Annotated in this window: 10 protein-coding genes; 8 read left to right on the top strand and 2 right to left on the bottom strand. The window is 47.3% G+C overall.

Features of this window, described 5'->3' with window-relative positions:
• Nucleotides 1-83: 83 nt before the first annotated feature.
• On the bottom strand, nucleotides 84-2,423 hold the full coding sequence (locus LDO37_RS17620; RefSeq protein WP_126606987.1) for a Tex family protein: 2,340 nt from the start codon (nucleotides 2,421-2,423) through the stop codon (nucleotides 84-86).
• Between the two features lie 39 nt (nucleotides 2,424-2,462).
• Nucleotides 2,463-2,945 (bottom strand): transcription elongation factor GreB, encoded by a 483-nt coding sequence (gene greB, locus LDO37_RS17615; protein ID WP_101115672.1) that lies wholly within the window; start codon nucleotides 2,943-2,945, stop codon nucleotides 2,463-2,465.
• Nucleotides 2,946-3,170: 225 nt separating this feature from the next.
• Between greB and fdhD the strand changes: the two genes are divergently transcribed.
• The 8 genes from fdhD to LDO37_RS17575 all read left to right on the top strand — a co-directional run bounded on the left by fdhD (nucleotide 3,171) and on the right by LDO37_RS17575 (nucleotide 23,794).
• Entirely contained in the window at nucleotides 3,171-4,082 is a 912-nt protein-coding gene (gene fdhD / locus LDO37_RS17610; protein WP_126606986.1) for a formate dehydrogenase accessory sulfurtransferase FdhD, read from the top strand.
• Entirely contained in the window at nucleotides 4,082-6,367 is a 2,286-nt protein-coding gene (locus LDO37_RS17605) for an FdhF/YdeP family oxidoreductase (RefSeq protein ID WP_126606985.1), read from the top strand. The genes fdhD and LDO37_RS17605 overlap by 1 nt, the downstream gene beginning before the upstream one ends.
• 183 nt (nucleotides 6,368-6,550) lie before the next feature.
• Nucleotides 6,551-7,270 (top strand): osmolarity response regulator transcription factor OmpR, encoded by a 720-nt coding sequence (gene ompR / locus LDO37_RS17600; protein ID WP_101115675.1) that lies wholly within the window; start codon nucleotides 6,551-6,553, stop codon nucleotides 7,268-7,270.
• Nucleotides 7,271-7,369: 99 nt separating this feature from the next.
• Nucleotides 7,370-8,683 (top strand): two-component system sensor histidine kinase EnvZ, encoded by a 1,314-nt coding sequence (gene envZ, locus LDO37_RS17595; protein ID WP_126606984.1) that lies wholly within the window; start codon nucleotides 7,370-7,372, stop codon nucleotides 8,681-8,683.
• Between the two features lie 181 nt (nucleotides 8,684-8,864).
• Nucleotides 8,865-10,955 carry an ATP-dependent DNA helicase RecG gene (gene recG, locus LDO37_RS17590; protein ID WP_126606983.1) on the top strand — a complete coding sequence of 697 codons (2,091 nt, stop codon included), beginning with the start codon at nucleotides 8,865-8,867 and terminating at the stop codon, nucleotides 10,953-10,955.
• A 350-nt stretch (nucleotides 10,956-11,305) separates the two neighbouring features.
• Nucleotides 11,306-12,643, top strand: coding sequence for a glycosyltransferase (locus tag LDO37_RS17585; RefSeq protein WP_126606608.1), 1,338 nt, complete (start codon nucleotides 11,306-11,308; stop codon nucleotides 12,641-12,643).
• Nucleotides 12,644-12,718: 75 nt separating this feature from the next.
• On the top strand, nucleotides 12,719-14,608 hold the full coding sequence (locus tag LDO37_RS17580; protein WP_185829727.1) for a non-ribosomal peptide synthetase: 1,890 nt from the start codon (nucleotides 12,719-12,721) through the stop codon (nucleotides 14,606-14,608).
• A gap of 57 nt (nucleotides 14,609-14,665) precedes the next feature.
• Entirely contained in the window at nucleotides 14,666-23,794 is a 9,129-nt protein-coding gene (locus tag LDO37_RS17575) for a non-ribosomal peptide synthetase (protein ID WP_126606606.1), read from the top strand.
• The last annotated feature ends 1 nt before the right edge of the window (nucleotide 23,795 follow it).

Here is a 23,795-nt window from a genome sequence, read left to right as displayed (position 1 = left end):
GATAAAAACGAAAAAGAAGGTCGAGCATATGCTCGACCTTTTGCTATTCAGCTTTTATTAAGTGCAGAGGCGTGTGAGAAGATTTATTTCTTCTTCGCATTAGCAAAAGCAGCTGCGAATGCGCCACCCATTGCCCCATTTTGAGGTTCGTTGCGTTGCCCTTGGTTACGATTGCGCTGATTACCTCTGTCTTGACGTTGACCAGATGGGCGATTGCTTGCAGGTCGAGAGCTACGGCTATCTTGCCCCGGTTCATCGTTTAATCGCATGGACAACCCAATTCGCTTGCGTTGTACGTCCACTTCCATGACTTTCACTTTCACAATGTCACCGGCTTTCACCACTTCACGTGGGTCAGAGACGTAGCGATCGGTAAGCGCAGATATGTGTACCAAACCATCTTGATGCACGCCAATGTCCACGAAAGCCCCGAAGTTGGCCACGTTAGACACCACGCCTTCCAGTACCATACCAGGCTCTAAGTCCGAAACTTTGTTAATGCCGTCGGCAAAAGTGGCGGTTTTAAATTCTGGGCGAGGATCGCGACCGGGTTTGTCGAGCTCTTTGATGATGTCGGTAACGGTTGGTAGACCAAATGAATCGTTGGTGTAATCAACGGCTTTAAGTGAGCTCAGGAATCCGCTGTCGCCGATCATCACTTTGATGTCTTTCTGGTTTTTCTCAGCGATGGATTTCACCACGGGGTAAGCTTCTGGGTGAACAGAAGAAGCATCCAGTGGGTTTTTCCCATCCATGATCCGTAGGAAACCAGCACATTGCTCAAACGCTTTTGGACCTAAACGTGCGACTTTTTTCAATGTGGTTCTATTCGCAAAGCGCCCATTTTCATCGCGATAGTTCACAATGTTTTGTGCAATGGTCGTTGAAAGACCTGCAACACGAGTCAGTAGTGCGGAAGATGCCGTATTCACATCCACACCCACGGCGTTCACACAGTCTTCCACTACCGCATCAAGACGTTTCGCTAGCAAGCTTTGGCTTACATCATGCTGATATTGACCGACACCGATCGATTTAGGATCGATTTTCACCAATTCAGCTAACGGATCTTGTAATCGACGGGCAATCGACACTGCACCACGCAGCGACACATCCATATTCGGGAATTCATTAGCGGCAAGCTCAGACGCAGAGTACACCGATGCACCTGCTTCACTGACGATGATCTTCTGCACTTTGAGATTACCGCGTTTGATGACGTCGGCAACAAAGGCATCGGTTTCACGTGAAGCCGTGCCGTTACCAATAGCGATGAGATCAACATTGAACTGACGAACCAACTGCTCTACCACGTGTGCCGATTTGTCGTATTGCTTTTGTGGTGGATGAGGGTAGATGGTGTCAGTGGCAAGGACTTTACCCGTTGAATCAACCACTGCAATTTTAGAACCCGTACGTAAACCCGGATCAAGACCTAATGTCGCTCTAGGACCAGCAGGCGCGGCCATGAGCAGGTCTTTCAAGTTGGTGGCGAAAACTTCAATTGCCTCAACTTCAGCGCGCTCTTTCAATGCACCCATCAATTCTGTTTCCATGTGCATCGATACTTTAATGCGCCATGCCCAACTGATGACTTGTTTACGCCAATTGTCGGCGGGTGCTTGGCTTAGGTGGATACCATAGTGCTCGGCAATGATGGACTCACAGTACGAACCTCGCTGCCCCTCTTCTTGCTGTGGGTCCGCATTCATGGACAATTGAAGAAAGCCTTCATTTCGCCCACGTAACATGGCTAATGCACGGTGAGACGGCGCTTTGCTGATGGCTTCATCGTGCTCAAAGTAATCTTTGAATTTTTCGCCTTCTTGCTCTTTGCCCTCAATAACGCGAGCACTCAATTCGGCATGCTTGTTTAAGTAAACACGGACTTTTTCTAACAAGTTTGCGTCTTCAGCAATGCGCTCCATGATGATGGCACGAGCACCATCTAACGCAGCCTTTGTATCCCCAATGCCGTTTTCTGAATTGAGATACTTTTCTGCTTCGGACTCTGGATGATGTTCTGGCTGTTGCCATAGGGTATCGGCAAGAGGCTCTAACCCAGCTTCAATCGCAATTTGCCCCTTGGTACGGCGCTTCGGTTTATACGGTAGGTATAAGTCCTCAAGGCGTGTTTTGCTGTCTGCGCCGTTGATCTCCGCTTCAAGCTCTGGAGTCAGTTTTCCCTGATCTTGAATAGACTTGATGATGGTTTGTCGGCGTTCATCCATTTCTCTCAGATAAGAAAGGCGAGAATCCAGGTTTCGAAGCTGGGTATCATCCAATCCACCTGTTACCTCTTTACGGTAACGGGCAATAAATGGGACGGTATTTCCGTCATCAATTAGGGTAACGGCTGATAAGACTTGCTCAGCGCGAACGTTCAGTTCCTGAGCAATGGTTTGACAGATAGCTTGGCTCATCCGTGTGTACTCTTAGTAAAATTTGGGGAATGGGTGTGGCTACGAAGATTTATCGTAGCGAATGGCGTTAACAAACCACTCTTTTTCACCGTCAGGAGTGCGAACGACGCATTCATCGTCCACTTCTTTTTTCAATAGAGCGCGCGCCATGGGCGAGTCGATGGAAATGTAGTCTTTGACGCCACCGTAAATTTCATCGGGGCCAACTATGCGAAACGATTTGGTCTCGCCGCTTTCGTTTTCCACTTCTACCCACGCGCCAAAAAAGACTTTGCCTTCTTGTTGAGGTGCGTAGTCGATTACTTTCACCTGCTCTAGACGCTTTCTTAGGTAGCGCACTCGGCGGTCGATTTCACGCAGGCGCTTTTTGTTGTATTGATAATCCGCATTTTCTGAGCGATCGCCAAGGCTTGCTGCCCACGTGACTTTTTTTGTCACTTCTGGGCGGTCTTCTTTCCACAGAAAATCGAGCTCTTTTTTAAGGCGATTAAAGCCTTCTCGTGTAATTAAATTTGTTTTCATCCTGTTCAGAGCGGTATCCGAAATTAGGGTCAGTTTTACCACAAGTCAGCAGAAATGGAATGCCGTGTTTCATGGGATTAGAGTAATTTTGACATAGTTTTCAATTTCAGCCACGGATTGTCGCGAAATCGACATTCAGTGCCCATTTTTTATGCTTTGGTATGGCGGAGTGCACAATTTACTGTTTCATTTGGAAGTAACAAACATTTAACAGGTCTGACTATAGTGAAGAATAGGGTGGCACAAAGCCCAGAGCAATACCTCGATAAGGCGGATAAATCAACAAAGCGCCTGAACCGAATCGCGGTGAAACAAGGTAAGTGCATTCCTCAGACAGATAAATTGATCGTAGAGGAGCCTTTCGCGATTTGGCTGCGACAGCAACAACCCGATACTAGCGTGAAAGAAAAGCACCTATTTTCGACGATGCGAACACCGGGGGGGGATAGCGAACTCGTTCTTGGGATGTTGCTTTCGGAAGGGGTGATTAACAGCGTAGCTCAAGTTAGAAGCTTAACATTTGGTGAAGGCACCGACAGTAACGAATGTTACGCAGAACTGGTGCCCGAATTAGAGGTCGATTGGGCGTCGCAAGGGCGCAGTGCGTCCTTTTCCAGTTGCGGGTTGTGTGGCAAGTCTGCCATCCGATTGCTTGAGCTTAGAGGCGTCCCCAAACTAGACAACACCTCTCGTTGGCTTCCAGAACAAGTCGTTGTTGCGTTGCCAGATACGCTTAAAGCCCAACAGGACCTATTCGCCCAAACAGGGGCCTCTCACGGTTGCGGGTTGTTTGATGCTAACGGGTCCCTTCTTTCTATCGCAGAGGATGTAGGCAGGCACAATGCGCTGGACAAATTACTTGGTCAGCGAGCGCGCGTTTCAGAATACATGGAAAAGGGCAAAGTGATTGGGCTGAGCGGCAGAGTAAGTATTGAGATGATGCAAAAAGTCGTGATGTCTGGTGTGCCTGTTGTGGTCTCTGTCGGGGCGCCCACTCAGCTGGCAGTGCAAATGGCGCAGCGTTTTGGCATCACGCTGATCGGGTTTTGTCAGCAAGAGGGGTTTAATATTTATAGCGGTGAGCAAAGATTAGCCTTTGGTTCTCAGCCCCCAAAAAATAACATCAAGGAAAAATGATGACGGTAAAAAAATACACAGGGAATGCCGGAGGCTGGGGGGCGTTAGCGAGCACCACTCAGCACTTGATCAAAAGTGAGAGCGTTATCCGAAATATTCGCAACTTGCTGAGTACAAACCAACACGATGGCTTTGACTGCCCTGGTTGTGCTTGGGGTGAGCTGGAAGAGAACCGCCGATTTAAGTTTTGTGAGAATGGCGCAAAAGCGGTGAACTGGGAAGCAACGAGCCGTCGTGTTCGTGCGGACTTTTTTGCGACTTATCCAGTGTCGTGGCTTGCCAAACAAACGGATTATTTTCTGGAAGATCAAGGTCGATTGGCAGAACCCATGCAATATGACCCATCTACAGACCATTATCGCCCCATAAGTTGGGACGATGCTTTTGCACTCATTGCCAAACACCTCAAAGCGCTTCCCGATCCTAATCACGCGGAATTTTATACATCAGGGCGAGCCAGCAATGAAGCCGCCTTCTTGTATCAGCTATTTGTACGTGCGTATGGCACCAATAATTTCCCTGATTGTTCAAATATGTGCCACGAAGCCAGTGGTGTTGCGCTTAAACAATCCATTGGTGTGGGTAAAGGTACTGTCACCTTAGACGACTTTGATCATGCCGACGCCATATTTGTCTTCGGGCAGAACCCCGGAACAAACCATCCGAGAATGTTGGACACCTTGCGCTCTGCATCGTTAAGAGGCGCCAATATCGTCACATTCAATACGCTCAAAGAGCGCGGACTGCAGAAATTCACCAACCCACAGGCGATGGATGAAATGCTCACGGGTGGTGGAACAAAAATTACGCACCATTATTTTACCCCCAAACTAGGGGGAGATATGGCAGTGGTGCGTGGGATGGTGAAAGCTTTACTCCAAAGCGAAAAGACCGTACCAGGGAGTGTGTTTGACCAGCGTTTTATTGAAGATCACACGCTTGGGCTTGAGGCGTATCTGGACAAAGTGGAACACACGGAGTGGCACCAAATTGTAGATCAGTCTGGACTAAGTCAAGTGGAAATCGAGCACACCGCACAAATTTACCGGCATTCTGAAAAAGTAATACTGACGTGGGCGATGGGCATTACCCAACATTTACACTCGGTGAAAACCATTCAGGAAATGGCGAATCTGCAATTGTTGTGTGGGCAAGTGGGAAAACGCGGTGCAGGGCTATGTCCAGTAAGGGGGCACAGCAATGTACAGGGTGATCGCACTATGGGCATTGATGAAAAGCCACCGCAATCCCTACTAGACGTGATAGAAAAACAATTTGGGTTTAAACCCCCTCAAGATGAAGGGCACAACACCGTTCAAACCATCAAAGCTATGGAAGAGGGGCGTAGCAAAATCTTCATTGCCTTAGGGGGAAACTTTGCAGCAGCCACACCGGATTCCGCCAGAACACTGCAAGCGCTCTCTTCTTGTGATCTCACGGTGAATATTGCCACTAAGTTGAATCGAACACACGTCACGCCTGGTAAGGCATCGTTGATATTGCCTTGCTTGGGTCGAACCGATATCGACTTACAAGAGGGTGTGCCCCAAAAAGTGACCGTCGAGGATTCCTTTAGCATGGTGCACGCGTCTGGTGGCGTCGTGAAAAGTGACACAAGCGAAATGCGTTCAGAGCCTGCGATTGTGGCAGGTATGGCTCAGGCAACGCTGGGTGTTACTCCCGTTGATTGGTTGGCACTCATTAAAGATTACGATTTGATACGCGATCTCATCGAGAAAACCATCCCCGGATTTACCGATTTCAATCATCGCTTGAAACAGCCCGGTGGCTTTTACTTGGGAAACCGAGCAGCAGAGCGTGTTTGGACCACTCAAAGTGAAAAAGCCGAGTTTCATTCTCATGCTTTACCTGAATCGATAATCAAATGGGCAAAACCACGTAAAAGTACCGATCCCGTTTTTGTGTTACAAACCATGAGATCTCATGATCAATACAACACCACCATTTATGGCTTTAATGACCGATACCGTGGGATATCTGGCGAGCGAAAAGTATTGTTCATTAATCCAACCGATATAGAACTTTTGGGGTGCCAAGAAGGGGATCGGGTGACCATTACGGCCTGTTGGGGAGACGATGTTAAGCGTCAGGTTACCTCATTTAAATTGGTTGCTTATGAGATACCTGCGGGTAACTTGGCGGCGTATTTTCCAGAAACTAATCCGTTAGTGGCTCTCGACAGTCATGGAGAGTACAGTTTTACACCAATATCGAAATCCATTCCTGTGACAATTGAAAAAATAGAATCATCTACTGTGATTTAGCTGCGTAAATCAACGACAAAGCAGTTTTCTCTGTCAATAATCGCTCGCTGTCAGAATGAGGTAAGGTATATACTTGTGTTTCATATATGAAGCGAAGAAATAAAGTGTAACAATTGATTGAGTGAAAAACGCTCAGTCAATGCTACCTTTAGTCCGATTAAGTTGTTAGCGGAAGTAAGATCTATGCAAGAGAACTACAAAATACTAGTGGTAGATGATGATGCTCGATTACGTTCTTTGTTAGAGCGCTATTTATCTGAGCAAGGTTTTCAGGTGCGTAGTGTCGCCAACAGTGAACAGATGGATCGTCTGCTAACACGCGAAAACTTCCACCTAATGGTATTGGACTTGATGTTACCTGGTGAAGATGGCTTGTCCATTTGTCGCCGTTTGCGTAATGCCAACAACATGCTGCCTATCTTAATGCTGACAGCAAAAGGCGATGAGATAGATCGTATTGTGGGTTTGGAAGTCGGTGCTGACGATTACCTACCTAAGCCATTTAACCCGCGTGAGCTGCTTGCTCGTATCCGAGCTGTTTTACGTCGTCAGACGATTGAAGCACCGGGCGCTCCAAGTGCTGAAGATAAGGTTATCGAGTTCGGTGAATTCATACTGAACCTTGGAACACGTGAAATGTTCCGCGGTGAAGAACCTATGCCACTGACATCCGGTGAGTTTGCGGTTCTGAAAGCACTCGTGACTAATGCGCGTGAGCCAATGTCGCGTGACAAACTCATGAATATGGCACGTGGTCGTGAATACTCGGCCATGGAACGTTCTATTGACGTTCAAATTTCCCGTTTACGCCGTATGCTGGAAGAAGACCCTAGCCGCCCACGTTATATTCAAACGGTTTGGGGATTAGGTTATGTCTTTGTCCCAGACGGCAAAGAAATGTAACGCTCAAAACTGACATGAGTAGGGAGTAAAGATAATCACTTTACTCCCTATCTTTTTTAACCGATAACACTTCTCACCTACTTCCGAAAGGAGCCCTCGATGCGATTACGCAGCTCCCGTACTCAAAGCATAGTTCTATTCCTTACCTTACTTATTGCCAGTCAGGTTTTTTCCTACTTTGCTGTTTTCAATTACGCGCTCTTACCTAGCTTGCAGCAGTTCAACCGTATTCTTGCCTACGAGATGAACCTCATGCTTGATGAAAGTGTCGAGTTAGAATCCGGCGTGGTGCTCGAAGCGCCTCAGCGTCGTAAACTACTGGAGCAGCTTGGGGTAACCATGCATACGCTTGATGAAGCCATCGTCGAGGAGTATGACAAAGCCACAGAAATCGATTTGATGAGTGAAGAAATGAGCGCCGCCCTCGACAGAGAAACGCACGTTCGCCTTATCTTGTCGGAAGAAAGCTACGTGTTATGGGTGAAAATCGAGTCTTTATCTGGGTATCTGATTCGGATTCCATTGTCAGAACTGCAAGAAGAAGACTTCGCGCCCTTTTTCCGCAACAGCCTGATTGGGGCATTGTTGATTATCGCGGGTGGTTGGTTGTTTATCCGTTTGCAAAACCGCCCACTAATGGCATTAGAAAAAGCGGCCGCAAACGTTGGGCGAGGTGAAATTCCACCACCGCTGCCAGAGCGTGGCGCAACCGAAATCAAAGCGGTGACAAAAGCATTCAACCAAATGTCTCGAGGTATTCAAGAGCTAGAAGGAGACAGAGCACTTCTCATGGCTGGGATCAGTCACGATTTACGTACTCCTCTTACTCGAATTCGACTGGCGACGGAAATGATGTCGCCTGAAGATGCGTATTTAGCAGAAGGGATCATCAGTGATACTGAAGAGTGCAATGAAATCATCAGCCAGTTTATGGATTATTTAAAACCCGTAAATACGGATTCATTTGCCCCTGTGCATCTTAACGACATTGCAAAAGACGTGGCCGGATCGGAAGGGGGTTACGAAATCCCTATCGAAACGGACCTACAAGAACCCAATAAACCTGTATTAGGTAGCCCAATCGCAATCAAACGCGCCGTTAGTAACTTGGTGGTGAATGCCGTTCGTTATGGCAATGGTTGGGTCAAAGTGAGTTCGGGTATGACTGCCGACAACAAGCTGACGTGGGTATGCGTAGAAGATAACGGACCTGGAATTGAAAAAGACCAGGTAGCGAAGCTGTTTGAACCCTTTACTCGGGGCGATACGGCGCGCGGCAGTGAAGGTACTGGGTTAGGGCTGGCGATCGTTAAACGTATCATGAGCCAGCATCTCGGCTCCGTAGTGGTGAATAACCGAAGCGAAGGGGGGCTGAAAGTTCAAATTAGCTTCCCTGTAGCGAAAAAGCAGTAAATACGAAACGAGCTGTTGTTCCCCAAAAGACCATTCTCCAAACGTACTTTAGCCCCGCGGTTGCGGGGTTTTTCGTTTATGCTTCTGATTCCTTGTCTTGCTCTTGAAGATCTTTTAAATGGGCGTCAAACTAACTCTCTGAATCCCTATTCACTTTCCTAGAATCAAGAGAGACCTTTTTATGTCGCAACTCCTGTCTGCCATTCCACTTACAGAGCTATCTGGTGTCGGCGCAAAAGTGGCAGAAAAGTTAGCCAAAGTCGGACTGAACACCGTTCAGGATCTCTTGTTTCATCTGCCTTATCGTTATGAAGACCGCACCCGCGTTTATCCCATGGCGAAGGTTCACCCAGGGTTATGGGCGGCGGTGCAAGGAAAAGTGATGGGCGTAGATACCATTTTTGGACGACGCAAAATGCTGACAGTAAAGATCAGCGACGGTAACGGCACAGTTACCTTAAGGTTTTTTAACTTTACCGCGGGCATGAAGAATAACTTCTCCAACGGAAAATTGGTTCATGCCTACGGAGAGATAAAGCGTGGCGGTCATGGGTTGGAGATCATCCATCCAGATTACACTTTTTATACTCCAGACCAAAAAGCGGAAACCGAGCCGACATTAACTCCAGTTTACCCAACGACGGAAGGGCTTAGGCAGATCACCCTGCGTAACTTGACCGATCAAGCGTTAGAACTGCTAGATAAAGCGTCGGTAACCGAATTGTTGCCAAGTGGGCTCTATAACAATCAGATGACTATGGGGCAGGCACTTCACATTATCCATCGACCTTCTCCTTCAATTGATTTAGAAGCGTTTGATGCCGGTGAACACCCAGCACAAAGACGATTGATTTTAGAAGAATTACTGGCGCAGAATCTATCCATGCTTGCCGTGCGCAGTAAAACGCAAATAGACGCAGCACTGCCATTACCCGCCGTGCACCAACTGAAACAGCAATTGCTGGATTTGTTGCCATTCACCCCAACTGGCGCGCAGCAAAGAGTCGTTAACGAGATTGAGCAAGACTTGGAAAAGCCGCATCCAATGATGCGATTGGTACAAGGCGATGTAGGATCCGGAAAAACGCTGGTGGCAGCCTTGGCGGCAGTACGAGCGCTGGAACACGGTCATCAGGTGGCATTAATGGCGCCTACTGAGTTGTTGGCAGAGCAGCATGCAATCAACTTTACCGAGTGGTTCGAGAAAATCGAATTCAATGGTAAGCCCATCAAAGTTGGCTGGCTGGCAGGCAAGTTGAAAGGCAAAGCCAAAGAAAAGGAATTAGCGGATATTGCCAGTGGTGATGCACAAATGGTGGTCGGAACCCATGCACTGTTTCAAGAGCACGTAGAATTTAAAGATCTCTCTTTGGTCATCATTGATGAGCAGCACCGTTTTGGTGTTCATCAAAGGTTAGAGCTACGTGAAAAGGGAACCAAGCAAGGGTATTACCCGCATCAATTGATCATGACTGCCACCCCCATTCCTCGTACACTCGCAATGACGGCATATGCCGATTTAGAAACCTCGGTGATTGATGAGCTGCCACCAGGAAGAACACCGATTCAAACGGTCGCGATTCCGGATACACGTCGAAAGGACATTGTCGACAGAGTTCGAAATGCGTGCTTAGAAGGGAAACAAGCCTATTGGGTGTGTACTTTGATAGATGAATCAGAAGTGCTAGAAGCCCAAGCTGCCGCTGATACGGCAGAGGAGCTTAAACTTCAACTACCCGAGTTGAACATTGGTTTGGTACACGGGCGCATGAAGCCTGCTGAAAAACAGCAAATCATGGCTCAGTTTAAGAACAACGAACTGCATTTGCTGGTGGCGACCACGGTTATTGAAGTAGGGGTGGATGTTCCTAACTCCAGTTTGATGATCATAGAAAACCCAGAGCGATTGGGTTTGGCTCAGCTTCACCAACTTCGCGGTCGAGTAGGGCGAGGGTCGGTCGCAAGTCATTGTGTCCTGCTTTACCATTCTCCTCTTTCTAAAACAGCCCAGAAGCGTTTAGGTGTATTGCGTGAAAGTAATGATGGGTTTGTGATTGCACAGAAAGATTTAGAAATTAGAGGACCAGGTGAACTGCTTGGTACCAAACAAACCGGTTTAGCGGATTTTAAAATTGCTGATTTGGTGCGAGATCAAAAGTTGATTCCTGAGGTTCAACGTATTGCAAGGCATCTACATGAGCAATATCCAAACAACGCTCAAGCAATAATCGACCGTTGGCTGGGTGATAGAGAGCTATATTCAAACGCCTAGATTAGAAATCATCAAAAGAAGGTGTTTTATTGTTTTATTTGTTAGTAAAAAATCACAATAAAATAACCTAAGTCAATTAAACTATAATTACATTAATATTTATTTTTAAATATTGATCTCAATCTCTGTTATTTATTTAATTACCTTTTTATTCAATATAAGTCAGTAGATAAATCTCAAATCAGATAAATATATTTTCGCACGATTTATAATTGTTAACTGAGTCTAAAATTTATCCAATCTTAATGTAACGAAAATTCTATTGATGATATTTTTCGCAGTAAAAAATAAATCGAATTAATACTTATGTATTGGTTTCAATAATATTTAATACTGGCTGGTATCATCATATGGCGAATATATTAATATCGACTCATTGGGTAGGTGGGGATGTCATTCCCTTTATCCGGTTAGCTGAATATTTGAAAAAACAGGGGCACTCAGTCCGTATTTTTAGCCATTATGGATACCAACAATGGGCAGAAGATGCAGGGGTGAATTTTACATCTTGGGAAGATGAAGATTCGTATCATGAGCTCCAAGAATGCTTGCCTAATTTCCTCCAGCCTTTTTCTCAACCCGACCAGTTCCAGCATTTCAGGCAGCAATACCTCAGCCCAGAAAAGCGATTAAAAGAATTCAATATCCTCGCCCAATACGCAAACGAACCCGAGACCATACTCATTGGACGTTGCCGATCCAGCATCGCTGCCATGCACCTTTCCGAAGTGTGCCAATTGCCCTTTATTAGCGTTTATCTCGCGCCTAGCAACTTGAGCTATATGGCGCTGATCAATCAGGCGTTTAAAGCAACGCTAGACAAAGAAGTGAATGATTTTAGAGCACTTCTCCAGCTTGAAGGGCAAACAACTTGGCAGGATTACCAATTTTCTAGCGTACACAATTTAGGCTTTTGGCCTAGTTGGTTCTCGAACGAAGTCTTTGATTCTAAGTTGGAAATATCGCATGTGGGCTTTCCTTTAACCGCTGATAAATCGACTGATATTGAGAAACCTCGCGACCTTTTGCCTGAAGCGATCGAGCGCTTTTTTCTCGCGAACCCTAATCCCGTGCTGATCACCGGTGGCACAAGCCAACTCGTTTCAAAAGATTTATACAAAACCGCCATCGACGCTTGTGCGCAAGCCAATCGCCCTGCGATTGTTGTGACGGAGCATGACCTTATGCTGCCTAGCGAGTTACCCAAACATGTTATTCGAGCAAGAAAGCTCTCATTTGAGCGTGTTTTTTCACGTTGTTCGCTAGTGATACACCACGGTGGAATTGGCTCTAGTGCGCAATGCGTAAGTGCTGGCGTGCCACAACTGGTGATGGCCCATATGACGGACGGTCCTGATAATGCTAGGAAGTTAGAAGCCCAACAAATCGCCCGCTTTTTGCCTCAAGCTGAATGGACGACGACCCATCTTTTGCAAGTGATGGAGGAGTTAGGCTCACAAAGCGTGTTAGAGCATTGCCAGTCATTAGCCGAGTTAACGTCTCAAGAGCAGCCCTTCGAAGCGGTTCATCAGCGAGTACAGAAATTGGTGGAATCAGGTGGTGGATATATACCTCACCCAAGCAGCATGGTTACAGACACCTCAGATAAACCCAAGATAAAGTCAAAGACCAGCATTAATAAAAAAGCACTACTCATGCGTCGGTTAAAACAAAAGAGTCACGAGTGATTCATTTTTAATATTGTATTTCTGTCGCACATAAAAACATACGCTCTGTAATTAATAAGGTTACATGGAATGAGTATGAAAAATGATATTGATCAAGGCGTAAGCCTTCAATATTTATTTGAAGAACGATTTCGTTTATCTGGTGATAAGTGCGCAATCGTTTTTAAAAATAAAGAAATCAGCTTTAATGAACTAAATTTAAGAGCCAATAGACTTGCCAACCTTTTGGTAGATAAGCAGGTAAAAGAAGGCGACATAGTGGCCATTCTTTTGGAGCGCTCAGAAGACATTCTTGTGTCCATATTAGCAGTGCTTAAGGTTGGTGCGGCTTATTTACCTGTAGATTTGAATTACCCATCATCAAGGGTAGAGCACATGCTAAACGACAGCATGTGTCGCTTGGTCATCGCCGATGACAGCGGAACCAAAATGCTCGGAGCCATACAAAGTGAATTGGCCGTGGACGTCGCATTGGTGGCGAATTCTTTGGCACTCCATCCACGGTTTGAATGTCACCAAGGCGCAGCAACCGATTTGGCGTACCTCATTTACACGTCAGGTTCGACTGGAAAACCCAAAGGCGTGTGTGTCACTCATGGCAATGTGGCTAATTTTAATGCAGGGATGCAAGAATGCCTTGATTTAAGCGAACTGCGTAGCATGGCGTCTTTAACAACGGTGTGTTTCGACATCTTTGTTTTGGAATCTCTGGTTGCACTGTTGCAGGGGCTGACCGTTCATTTGATTTCGGACGATGAGCGCAAATCCATTTCTCGGCTTTCCGAAGCGCTTTCTGACGTGGATGTCCTTCAAATCACCCCTTCTCATCTCAGTGTGATGATGGATGAACCTCGTATTCAAGCGGCTTTAGCGGGGCTCAATACCCTATTGGTCGGTGGTGAAGCATTCCCTGTTACTCTGCTTAGAAAGCTCCAGTCGGTCACCCAAGCTCACATTTTCAATATGTACGGGCCAACCGAAACCACGGTTTGGTCGACCGTGCAAGATGTGACGCACAAAGACCAAATCGATATTGGTCATCCCATTATAAATACTCAAATCCTCATTCTGGATGACAACAACACAGAATTGCCTCAAGGCGATGTGGGTGAAATCTGCATCTCAGGGGAAGGAGTAACCGCAGGGTATTGGAACCGCACTGAAATGACGGCGCAACGCTTTATCGAGCATCCGTCAGCACAAAGCAAAGTATACAAAACAGGAGATTTAGGGAGAGCCAATCCGGACGGGTCATATCAGTGTCTTGGCAGAATTGACCATCAGGTGAAAATTAATGGTCATCGAGTCGAACTTGGTGATATCGAAAGTCACATACTTGCCCAATCAAATGTGCAGCAGGTAGGCGTTGTGGTGTTGTCGTCACAGCCTTACCAAGGGCAGTTGGCTGCGTTTGTCGTCAGCTCTACTTTTGATGCTCACTCCCTTCGTCATCGGCTTTCCAGCTCGTTACCCAGCTACATGATCCCTGCGTATATTGAGCATGTAGAGTCATTGCCCATGACAGAAAATGGCAAAGTCGACCGCCAAGCATTAGCGCAATTGATACCAAGCGCTGTCTCGGCTGGTGTTTCGCAATCGAGCGTTTCGCAAAAAAGCACTTCGCAGCCCGTTATTTCGCAATCCTCTATTTCTCACTCCTCTATTTCGCAAGAACCCGTCTTACCCGAAACCGACATTGAAGAAGAAATCCATCATATTTGGTGCGAAGTATTGGCTCGTCCCCAAGTTTGCTGCACCCAGCGCTTTATGGACTTGGGCGGAACATCGGTGCTTGCCATTCAGCTATTGAGTGGGATTGAGGCTGAGCTGGGCATCGAAGTGACCTTTTCAGACTTCATTACACGGGGGAATACCGTTCAGTCGCTATCACGGTTGATTGAAGATCTGATCATCTCAGAGATGAGTGAAGAGGAAATAGAAGCATTAATGGCATCGGAAGAGTAACGCTATACCCAAGCATCTAGAGAATAAATACAACGAAGCAAACACAGTAGGCAGAATATGAACGGTGAAAGAAAGGGAAGGCTTTCGCTTTCCCAAAAGCAACGGGAAAAGTTGCTCGCGCAGCGTAAGCGCCGCACAGGAAATGGCATAGAAGCATTAAACCGACAGGGAAGTGACAACACATTTCCGGTTTCTGAATTACAGCAAGATATGTGGGTACTTGAAAGCCTGCATAATGCAACTTCTACCAGCAACATCCCCTGTATGTATTCCGTTGAACATTCTTCTTCCAAAGAACATTTTGACGTCGCCAAACTTCGCCGTGCCATGTCATGCTTAATACAGCGGTATGAAAGCCTACGAACCGTATTTGTGAACGAAGAAGGGCAATTAAAGCAGCGAATATTGCCCAATGTACAATATGAAATCCGCGAAACGAATTTATCTGATCATAACCAAGAGGTCGCAGTTCTATCGCTGGATGAGGTGATTCAGCAAGATATTGCAGAAGCGTTTAACGTCAACACCGGTCCTATGTTTCGCGTGCACATCATCCGATGCAGCGATACCAAAAGCAAAGTGGTGTTTGTTTTCTCTCACCTGATCTTTGATGGTGGCTCCATTGCGCATTTCGAGCGTGATTTCTTCCACTTTTATTTGTATTCAAACAGCGAACAGCATCCTGAAGAGACAAGTGAAGCCTTACCCGCACTTCCAGTTCAACCGGCAGACTACGCCCACTGGATGCAGCAAGAACCACAGAAAGCCAAGCGAGCGTCTCATCTTGCTTACTGGAAAACGCAACTGGCGGGTTGCGACGTCGATTTAGCGTTACCTTACGACCGCACACCAGGCATCCACAACGATGTGTCGGTGACTCAATATGAACACGTTTTACCTACTCGTTTGACTCGTTGGTTAAAGGACGAGTGTGCACAGACAGGTACATCGCTGTATTCCCTATTGCTGGCGACTTATGGTGTCTTGCTGCACCGAATAACGGGTCAAACTGACGTTGCCATAGCCTCAGCGTTCACCAACCGAAATCGCTCCGAGCTAGAGCATCTTATTGGGCTATTTGCCAGAGAGGCATTACTGCGAGTTCGCTTGAACCAAAACGATACCTTTTCCAGCGTGAAGCAGTCCGTTCAGCAACGTGTGATTGAGGCAATAGACCACAGCGAGCTGTCTTTGGGGCAAATTAACCGAGAGCTTGGCATGGTGAAAGCCAGTCAAGATGGGCAGGTTGCAAGAACGCTGTTTCTGCTTCGAGAGCATAAAAGCCAGCTAGGAAGCCAACACAATGTAGAAGGCTGGGAGCCCTATGGTGAAGCGCGTTTAGGGAACGATCAAAACCGCTACGATTTGAGCTTAGTATGTCGCGATGAAGGCGATTCAATACGCGTGTCATTTAACTATAAACCGTCGCTGTTTAATGAATCCACGGTGGCACAGTTCGCCGCGATATTTGAACGAATACTGCAAAGCCATATGGAAGAGGCGTTGCCGATTGGGGAGATATCCCTGATACCTCCGATGGAATTAAGCGATGTTTACCATCGATGGAATGGCACCCAGCGCGCTTATTCTGAACACAAAACATTGCATGGAAAATTTGAAGAACAGGCGAAGGAAACGCCTGACAATACTGCACTGATTTTTGAACAGCATTCGCTTACTTACCGAGAATTGAATCAGCGAGCGAATCAGCTAGCCCATAAAATTCGAACGTATCACTTAAACAGAAATCAAACTCAACTTGCGGCTAATACCCCTGTCGCCTTGTATCTAGACCGCAGCTTAGAAATGGTTATCGCGATTTTGGCGGTCATGAAATCCGGTGGTGCTTACGTACCCATTGCCACCGATAATCCTACGCAGCGTACACGTTACATATTGGAAGATACCCAAGCGCAGCTGATCCTAACGCAAGAAAGGTGGCAAAACGATTTACTCGGTGTCTGCGAGGATTTGCCTGCTGAAAGTGTCTCTATAGATGAAGGTAGCGATCGCACAAACGAAAACTATGAAAACGTAAACGCGGATGTCAGTAGCTCGGATATGGCTTACATCATCTATACCTCTGGCACAACGGGTCAGCCAAAGGGGGTAATGGTGCCGCATAAGGGCGTGGTCAATCGTTTGGAAGCGCTGCAAAACCAATTTCCATTGAGTGCCAACGACAGAGTGTTGCAAAAGACGCCATACACGTTTGACGTATCGGTGTGGGAACTGCTTTGGGCGAACTGGACAGGCGCAGCGATTGTGATGGCGCCGCCAAAAGCGCATCAATCACCGGAGCAGCTGCATCACATCATGACGCAAAATCGGGTGACGGTTACGCACTTTGTACCTCCCATGCTAACAGGCTTCAGCCACTTTCTGTCTCACGCTAACCAATCAATACCGAGTTCAGTACGTCGTGTTTTTTGCAGTGGGGAAGCATTAACTCCCGAGCACATTAGGCTGTTCAATGCGATTAACCAGCATGGTGCAACCTTGCATAACCAATACGGACCAACGGAAGCCTCGATAGAAGTCAGTGTGTACGATTGCTTACTGAATGAAACGGAAACCGTGCCCATTGGCCGACCGATTCAAAATGTGCGTTTATTGGTCATGGACCCCCATTCTGAGCATCTTCAGTTATGTCCTGAAGGGCTACCTGGCGAGCTGTACATAGGTGGTATTGCCGTCACACAGGGGTATTTGAACCAGCCAAATCTGACGAAAGAACGTTTTGTCGATAACCCATTTGCGACCAAAGAAGAGATAGCGCAAGGTCTAAACAAGCTTTACAAAACCGGTGATTTAGTCAGACGTCAGCCGAATGGAAACATCGAGTATTTGGGAAGAAACGATTTCCAAGTCAAAGTGCGCGGCTACCGTATCGAGTTAGAAGAAATTGAAGCAGCGATGCAAGCGCACCCGAGAATCAAAGCATCGTGCGTTCATACCGTTGAGGGCGCAGGTGAAAAGTCGCTAGTAGGGTATTACGTGGAACACGCTCCTACCTCTTCTTCCAATCAGGAGCAGGAAGGCGTGGCGCTTTGGAAGAGCGTTTATGAAGCGGAATACAAAGAGGATAATCAGACCATTAATCAGTTCGATATCCGAGGCTGGAAAAGCTCGTTTACGCAATTGCCTATCCCACCGGAAGAAATGAAAGAATGGGTCGATGCTACGGTGACTCGGATTCAGGGGTTAAACCCTAATTCTGTATTGGAAATTGGCTCGGGATCGGGTTTGATTTTCTATCCGTTATTGCCGTCTTGCACCCACTATATAGCCACCGATTTTTCAACAAATGCGATGAATCGTTTGTCTTCTTCGGCAAAAGTGTTGGGATATGAGCATAAATCTGAATTTGTCACTTGCCCAGCCGACGAAGTGGCTAATGCCGCGTTAGAGCAACGTGTTGATACAGTGGTGATGAATTCGGTTTCTCAATATTTTCCTAATGCTGGCTACCTCGACAAAGTGATCGAACAAGCCATTGAAAGTATTGAGGGGGAAGGCAACCTATTCTTTGGTGATATAAGAGATCAACGGTTACTAAGGGCTTTCCACCTTTCCATTCTTGCTCACCGGAATCCGGAGAAAGCCATCGATCAGTTAGTCAAACAGGCGACTTGGTTAGCATCGAAAGAAACGGAACTCGCGATTTCTCCCACTTACTTCCTCGCATTGATGCAGCACCCAGCGGTTGATGCGGTTCAAGTGCTTCCTAAACGCGGTTTTGCCGATCACGAGATGAATCGTTTTCGATACGATGTCATTGTTCAAATTAAGAAAAACGGTGCAGAAGGCGTCGAAGCAGCCAATAACCATTCTATTGAATTAAGTGAATTTGACTCGGTTGAGTATTCAAGTGAACTCGATTTGCCGAGTTTATTGGCTTCGTCTGAACGTGGAGTTTGGATAAAGCATTACCCAGATGCGCGAGTCTGGGGCATACAGCAATGCGTAATGGGGAACCCGTCAACGGAACGATCTTTTTCTGCCGAAGACGCGCTTTCCATTGAAGTTTTGCATCTATTGGCGGAGCAGCAAGGGGTAACATTACAAGTATTGCTGGCAACGGAATCTGAGCAAGCGGGCGCCTTACATTTGTTCTTCAGTGAAGACGCCGTGAATGTCTCAAGCCATGCATTGCATGATGTTGAGTCACACCTTAGCTCACCTGCTCAACATTCCCATACCAATTCACCCGATATCGGCCATCAAGCGCTGACATACGGAGAATTGAGCGACTATTTGGCACTTCGCCTACCCGAATATATGGTGCCAGTGGCGTTCGTTCCGATGAAAGACTTTCCATTGTCGAGCAGTGGAAAGCTGGATCGCAATGCGCTCCCAGAACCTGAACTCATCGATAAAAATAATTATGTCGCGCCTGATAGCGACATAGAACTGGAACTTTGCAGCATTTGGAAGCAAGTTTTAGGCATTGAAAGTATCGGTGTGAACGACAACTTTTTCCGTATTGGTGGCGATAGCATCATCGCCATTCAACTTGTCTCTAAAATCCGTAAAGCGGGTTTTCATATTCAAGTGAAAGACATGTTTGATGCGCCAACGGTTAAGCAATTGGCGCTGGTATTGGCGGACAATAAACCTCAGCAAACGCTCAATACTGAGCAAGGAGAGCTGGAAGGTGAATTCTCGCTATTGCCTATACAGACGTGGTTTTTCAACAAAGGGCTGGCAAACCCACACCATTGGAATCAAGCCTTTACGCTACGTGTCCCCGCTGGTATTTCCCAGCCTGCTCTTGAGGCGGCTTTATTCAAGTTGAGTGCCTACCACGATGCCATGAGAATTCGATTTGAAATCAACGAAGGCAGTATCAAGCAGCGTTATTGCCGGACTGAAGAATTACCAAAAGTAGAAGTGCATGAGTTGAATGTGGCGGCAGAAATGGACGTAGCGCAACAGCTCACGGCTTGGCAGAGCGATTTCGATATAGAAAATGGCCCGTTATGGCGAGCGGCGTATCTAACAGGATACCCCGAAGGTGAAGCCCGCCTCTGGTTTGCTTTTCATCACTTGATTATAGATGCGGTGTCTTGGCGGATCATTGCAGAGGACTTGGAGACGTTACTGTCTGACAATACGCTATCGCAGAAAGGAAGCAGCTATCGCCAATGGGTACGTGCGGTGGAGCAATATAGGGAAACCCATGTAGCCGAGCTGCCTTATTGGCAAGATGTATTATCAGATACAAAGACGCTGCCTTCTCCGCAAAGCGACTCTTCTGGTGCTGCTATTGCTGAAAATACGTCGACAACGCGAATCGAGTTTCCGTTAAAAGAAACGCATTTGCTGCTGCACGAGGCGCATCAAGGATATAACACCGAAATCAATGATTTGCTTCTGAGTGCGTTAAGCCTTGCGCTGAATGCCGTTGCGGGGCAGTCAGTTAATCACATTACGCTTGAAGGACATGGGCGCGAGGCGATCGACCCTGCTCTCGATATTTCTCGCACACTAGGGTGGTTTACCACGGCTTATCCGCTGCGATTAGAGGCGGCAGGCGATCTCGAACACACCATTATTCAAACCAAAGAAACTCTGCGCGGTGTCCCCAATAAAGGCATTGGGTTTGGTGCGTTTTCTCACACGTTTTCTCATGATGCGTTGCCGAAGATTTACTTTAACTACCTAGGGCAATTGGACTCCACAGGAAACGGGTCGATGTGGGAGGTGGTGAATGAAGACAGTGGCAATGTTATTGGAGAAAGTAACCGTGACAGCGCTTTACTGAACATCAATGGTGGTGTCTTTAATGGGCAGCTGCAGTTCGACATCATTTCTCAATTGCCGCCAACTCAGACCATGGCATTTCGCCAAGCGTTCGACACATCTTTGCATCAAGTATTGGAGCAAAGCCTAGAAGCAGCCAAGCGAGGAGGCGTGAATACGGCGAGCGATTTTGGCTGTGCTGGATTGCACCAATCGCAATTGGAGCATATTGGTCAGTCACGCCAGTATGGTTTATCGAGCATAGCGGCTATTTATCCAGCAAGCAGTTTGCAGCAAGGGTTTGTATATCATCACATCAGCCAACCTGAAGATGATGCTTATCGCCTTCAAGTGCTGGTGGATTATGACCGCGCCATTGATGTTGACCGTTATTTTAAAGCATGGGAGCTCGCATCCTTCGCGTTTCCAGCGCTTAGAATCGCATTCCACTGGGAAGGGGAAATGGTTCAGGTGATCGGAAAAGAGGCGGGTATCACCTCACGCCAATTCACCTCTTTAAGTTTGGCGGACCTCCCAGAAGACGAACACGATGACGCCATCATCGCTCTACAATCCGCTGAGCGTGAAAAGCCTTTTGACCTGACCGTGTCTGGTCTGATGCGTGTAGCGATAATCAAACGCAGTGACAGTGCTTTTACACTAATTCAAACCGCACATCACAGCATTACCGACGGCTGGAGCAACCCAATTTTGCTCAAGGCAGTTCACAGATACTACGACGCACTGAGTGCAGGGCAAGTGCCACACGTAGTGGAAGAGTCGGTGTATGGCAAAGTGCAAATGCACCGCATGGCACAACGTGATAAAACCACGCGTTATTGGTCGGAAAAACGCAGTTCATTGAGTCAACCGAATGACCTTGGCGCATTTCTGCTAGAGTCCCAGGAGCTCGATAGTGTTAGGTCGCTTGTGACACCTTCGCAAGCGTCAAAGTGTATTAGCGGGAAAGCTTACCAACAGCTCAAATCTGCCTGCCAATCCCATAACGTAACACTCAACGTGGCACTGCAGTTTGCATGGCATAAGTTGATTCAAATTTACACGCAAGATGTTCAAACCATAGTGGGAACCACGGTTTCGGGGCGAGATGTTCCGATCGATGGGATTGAAGAAAGCGTCGGCTTGTACATCAATACCTTGCCACTCGCCGTCAATTGGACCGATTCCCTCACCGTTGCCGAAGCACTTACTTCCATTCATCGAAGTATCGCTGAGCTTAATAGCTTTAGTGGAATTGCATTGGCCGATCTGCAAGAAGACGGCAAGCGCCTTTTCCAAAGTTTGTTTATTTTTGAAAACTACCCATCTCTCGATGATGTGTCTCCAACTGGGCTTTCGGCAGACAGCACACCGAGAAGTTGGTCCGATAAAATGGACTACCCATTTTCGGTGATGGCCTACGAGAAAGAAGGTGCGTTGTCGATTCAGCTAGGTTTTGATCAGTCGCTGATGGAAATCAGCCAAGTCGAAAGGTTATTGACGCAATTGGAGAGCATATTGCAGTTTGTTGCTCATCAGAGCGACGAAAGCCATCACCATATCAATGTGATTGATAGCACTGAGCAAAACAGGCTTATCCACGACTGGAATACAACGCAATCGCCTGTGCCTTCCATGCCAACGTGGCATCAGTTATTTGAAGCGCAAGTGCAAACTACACCTAATGCAGTGGCACTCACGTTTCAAGATCAGCATTTGACCTATCAAGAGCTGAACCAAAAAGCCAACCAGCTCGCGCACACTCTGCGCCAACAGCATGTGATTCGTTACGAGCGTGAACTGACGGCAGACACACCGATTGCCTTGTACTTAGACCGAAGCGTAGACATGGTGGTGAGCATTTTAGCGGTGCTCAAAGCGGGCGGGGCGTATGTCCCAGTATCACCAGAATACCCGAAAGAGCGCGCGCAGTTTATTTTGGAAGACACCGCGGCACCGCTGGTACTGACTCAGCAAACGCATCTTAGCCAGCTGGATGCTTGGTTAAGTGATTTGCCGCAGCTACCCGAGCTGGTATTGGCAGACAACGCGTATCCCCAATCATCAGAGAACCTAAACCTGACGGTTTCAGGTGATGACCTTGCGTACATCATTTACACCTCAGGCACCACAGGTAAGCCCAAAGGGGTGATGATGCCGCATTCGGCATACGCCGATTTCATTCATCAATATCATCAGTCTGTTGAAACCCTGTCCGCTGAAGCACAGCCTGTTTCCTTAGTCAGCCTCACTCAATACACCTTTGACATCTTTGGCTTGGAATACGGCTTACCGTTGTTGTCAGGCGGAACGGTTCATCTGTCGGATATCCACCAGGCATCGGAAACTTTATCCGAGCATGCCAGCAAGACCAACGTATTGCAGCTTACCCCATCGGTGTGGTCAGTGTTGCAAGTAGCGTTGCCAGACGCTCTTGATTTGTCTCATGTGACCGTTATTGTCGGCGGCGAAAGTGGCTCGGAAGCGATTTACCAAAGCTTGTCGCAGCGCTTTAAAGAGGTCATTCAAGTGTACGGTCCGACTGAGGCATGCATTTGGAGTACCCAATCTCGATACCAATCGGGCAACGCCCACATTATCGGTACCCCGCTGAGTAACGAGCGATGCTATGTCCTCTCGGACAATGGAAAGCTGTGCCCAATTGGTGTTCCCGGTGAGCTGCACATAGGGGGCGCAGGACTGGCGAGAGGCTACCTCAATCGAGGCATCTTAACAGCGGAGCAGTTCATCGACAGCCCAATTGAAGGGCAGGATGAACGGTTATACAAAACCGGAGACTGGGTGCGCTGGCGTCACGATGGACAGCTGGAATACATCGGGCGCAATGACAGCCAAGTGAAGATACGTGGTTACCGGATTGAGCTGGGTGAAATTGAAGCCACACTTATGGCGGTTGATGGGGTACAGCAAGCCGTCGTCATCGACAGAGAAAAAGAAGGCGATAAGTATCTTGCCGCGTACCTTGTGAGTGACCAAACACTCAGCATGGATGACCTCCGCCACAGCTTAAATGCTCATCTACCGGATTACATGGTGCCCGCTACCTTCAACCAGATTGAAGCTATCCCTCTTACGTTAAATGGCAAGCTAGACCGCCGAGTGCTGCCTGAGCCGGAATGGGTGGGATCCAATGGTTACGTTGCCCCAGAAAGTGAGTTGGAAATCGCACTGTGCGACATCTGGTCTCAGGTGTTGGGGTTAGAGCGCGTTGGCGTTCACGACAGTTTCTTCCAAATAGGCGGTAATTCCATTAACGCCATTAAAGTCATTAGCCAGATCAATCAATTATCGGTTTGTCACCAACGTGTCGAGCTGAGCCATTTGTTTAATTTAAAAACCATTGCTGAGCTGCATAAGCATCTGCAAGCCCAAGAGAATTCGGGTTTATTAGACCAGCAAGTCAACGAGATGAGTATTTAAG

The sequence above is a fragment of the Vibrio penaeicida genome (genome assembly GCF_019977755.1).
GTDB classification, from domain to species: domain Bacteria; phylum Pseudomonadota; class Gammaproteobacteria; order Enterobacterales; family Vibrionaceae; genus Vibrio; species Vibrio penaeicida.
Note: the sequence above shows the minus strand (reverse complement) of the source record. Positions and strands in the feature narration are given on the sequence as shown.

Excerpts from the sequence above, each read along its gene's own strand:
- LDO37_RS17575 (WP_126606606.1), top strand. The coding sequence starts at position 14,666 with ATGAACGGTGAAAGAAAGGGAAGGCTTTCGCTTTCCCAAAAGCAACGG.
- recG (WP_126606983.1), top strand. The coding sequence starts at position 8,865 with ATGTCGCAACTCCTGTCTGCCATTCCACTTACAGAGCTATCTGGTGTC.
- LDO37_RS17620 (WP_126606987.1), bottom strand. The coding sequence starts at position 2,423 with ATGAGCCAAGCTATCTGTCAAACCATTGCTCAGGAACTGAACGTTCGC.
- LDO37_RS17585 (WP_126606608.1), top strand. The coding sequence starts at position 11,306 with ATGGCGAATATATTAATATCGACTCATTGGGTAGGTGGGGATGTCATT.
- envZ (WP_126606984.1), top strand. The coding sequence starts at position 7,370 with ATGCGATTACGCAGCTCCCGTACTCAAAGCATAGTTCTATTCCTTACC.
- greB (WP_101115672.1), bottom strand. The coding sequence starts at position 2,945 with ATGAAAACAAATTTAATTACACGAGAAGGCTTTAATCGCCTTAAAAAA.
- ompR (WP_101115675.1), top strand. The coding sequence starts at position 6,551 with ATGCAAGAGAACTACAAAATACTAGTGGTAGATGATGATGCTCGATTA.
- LDO37_RS17605 (WP_126606985.1), top strand. The coding sequence starts at position 4,082 with ATGACGGTAAAAAAATACACAGGGAATGCCGGAGGCTGGGGGGCGTTA.
- LDO37_RS17580 (WP_185829727.1), top strand. The coding sequence starts at position 12,719 with ATGAAAAATGATATTGATCAAGGCGTAAGCCTTCAATATTTATTTGAA.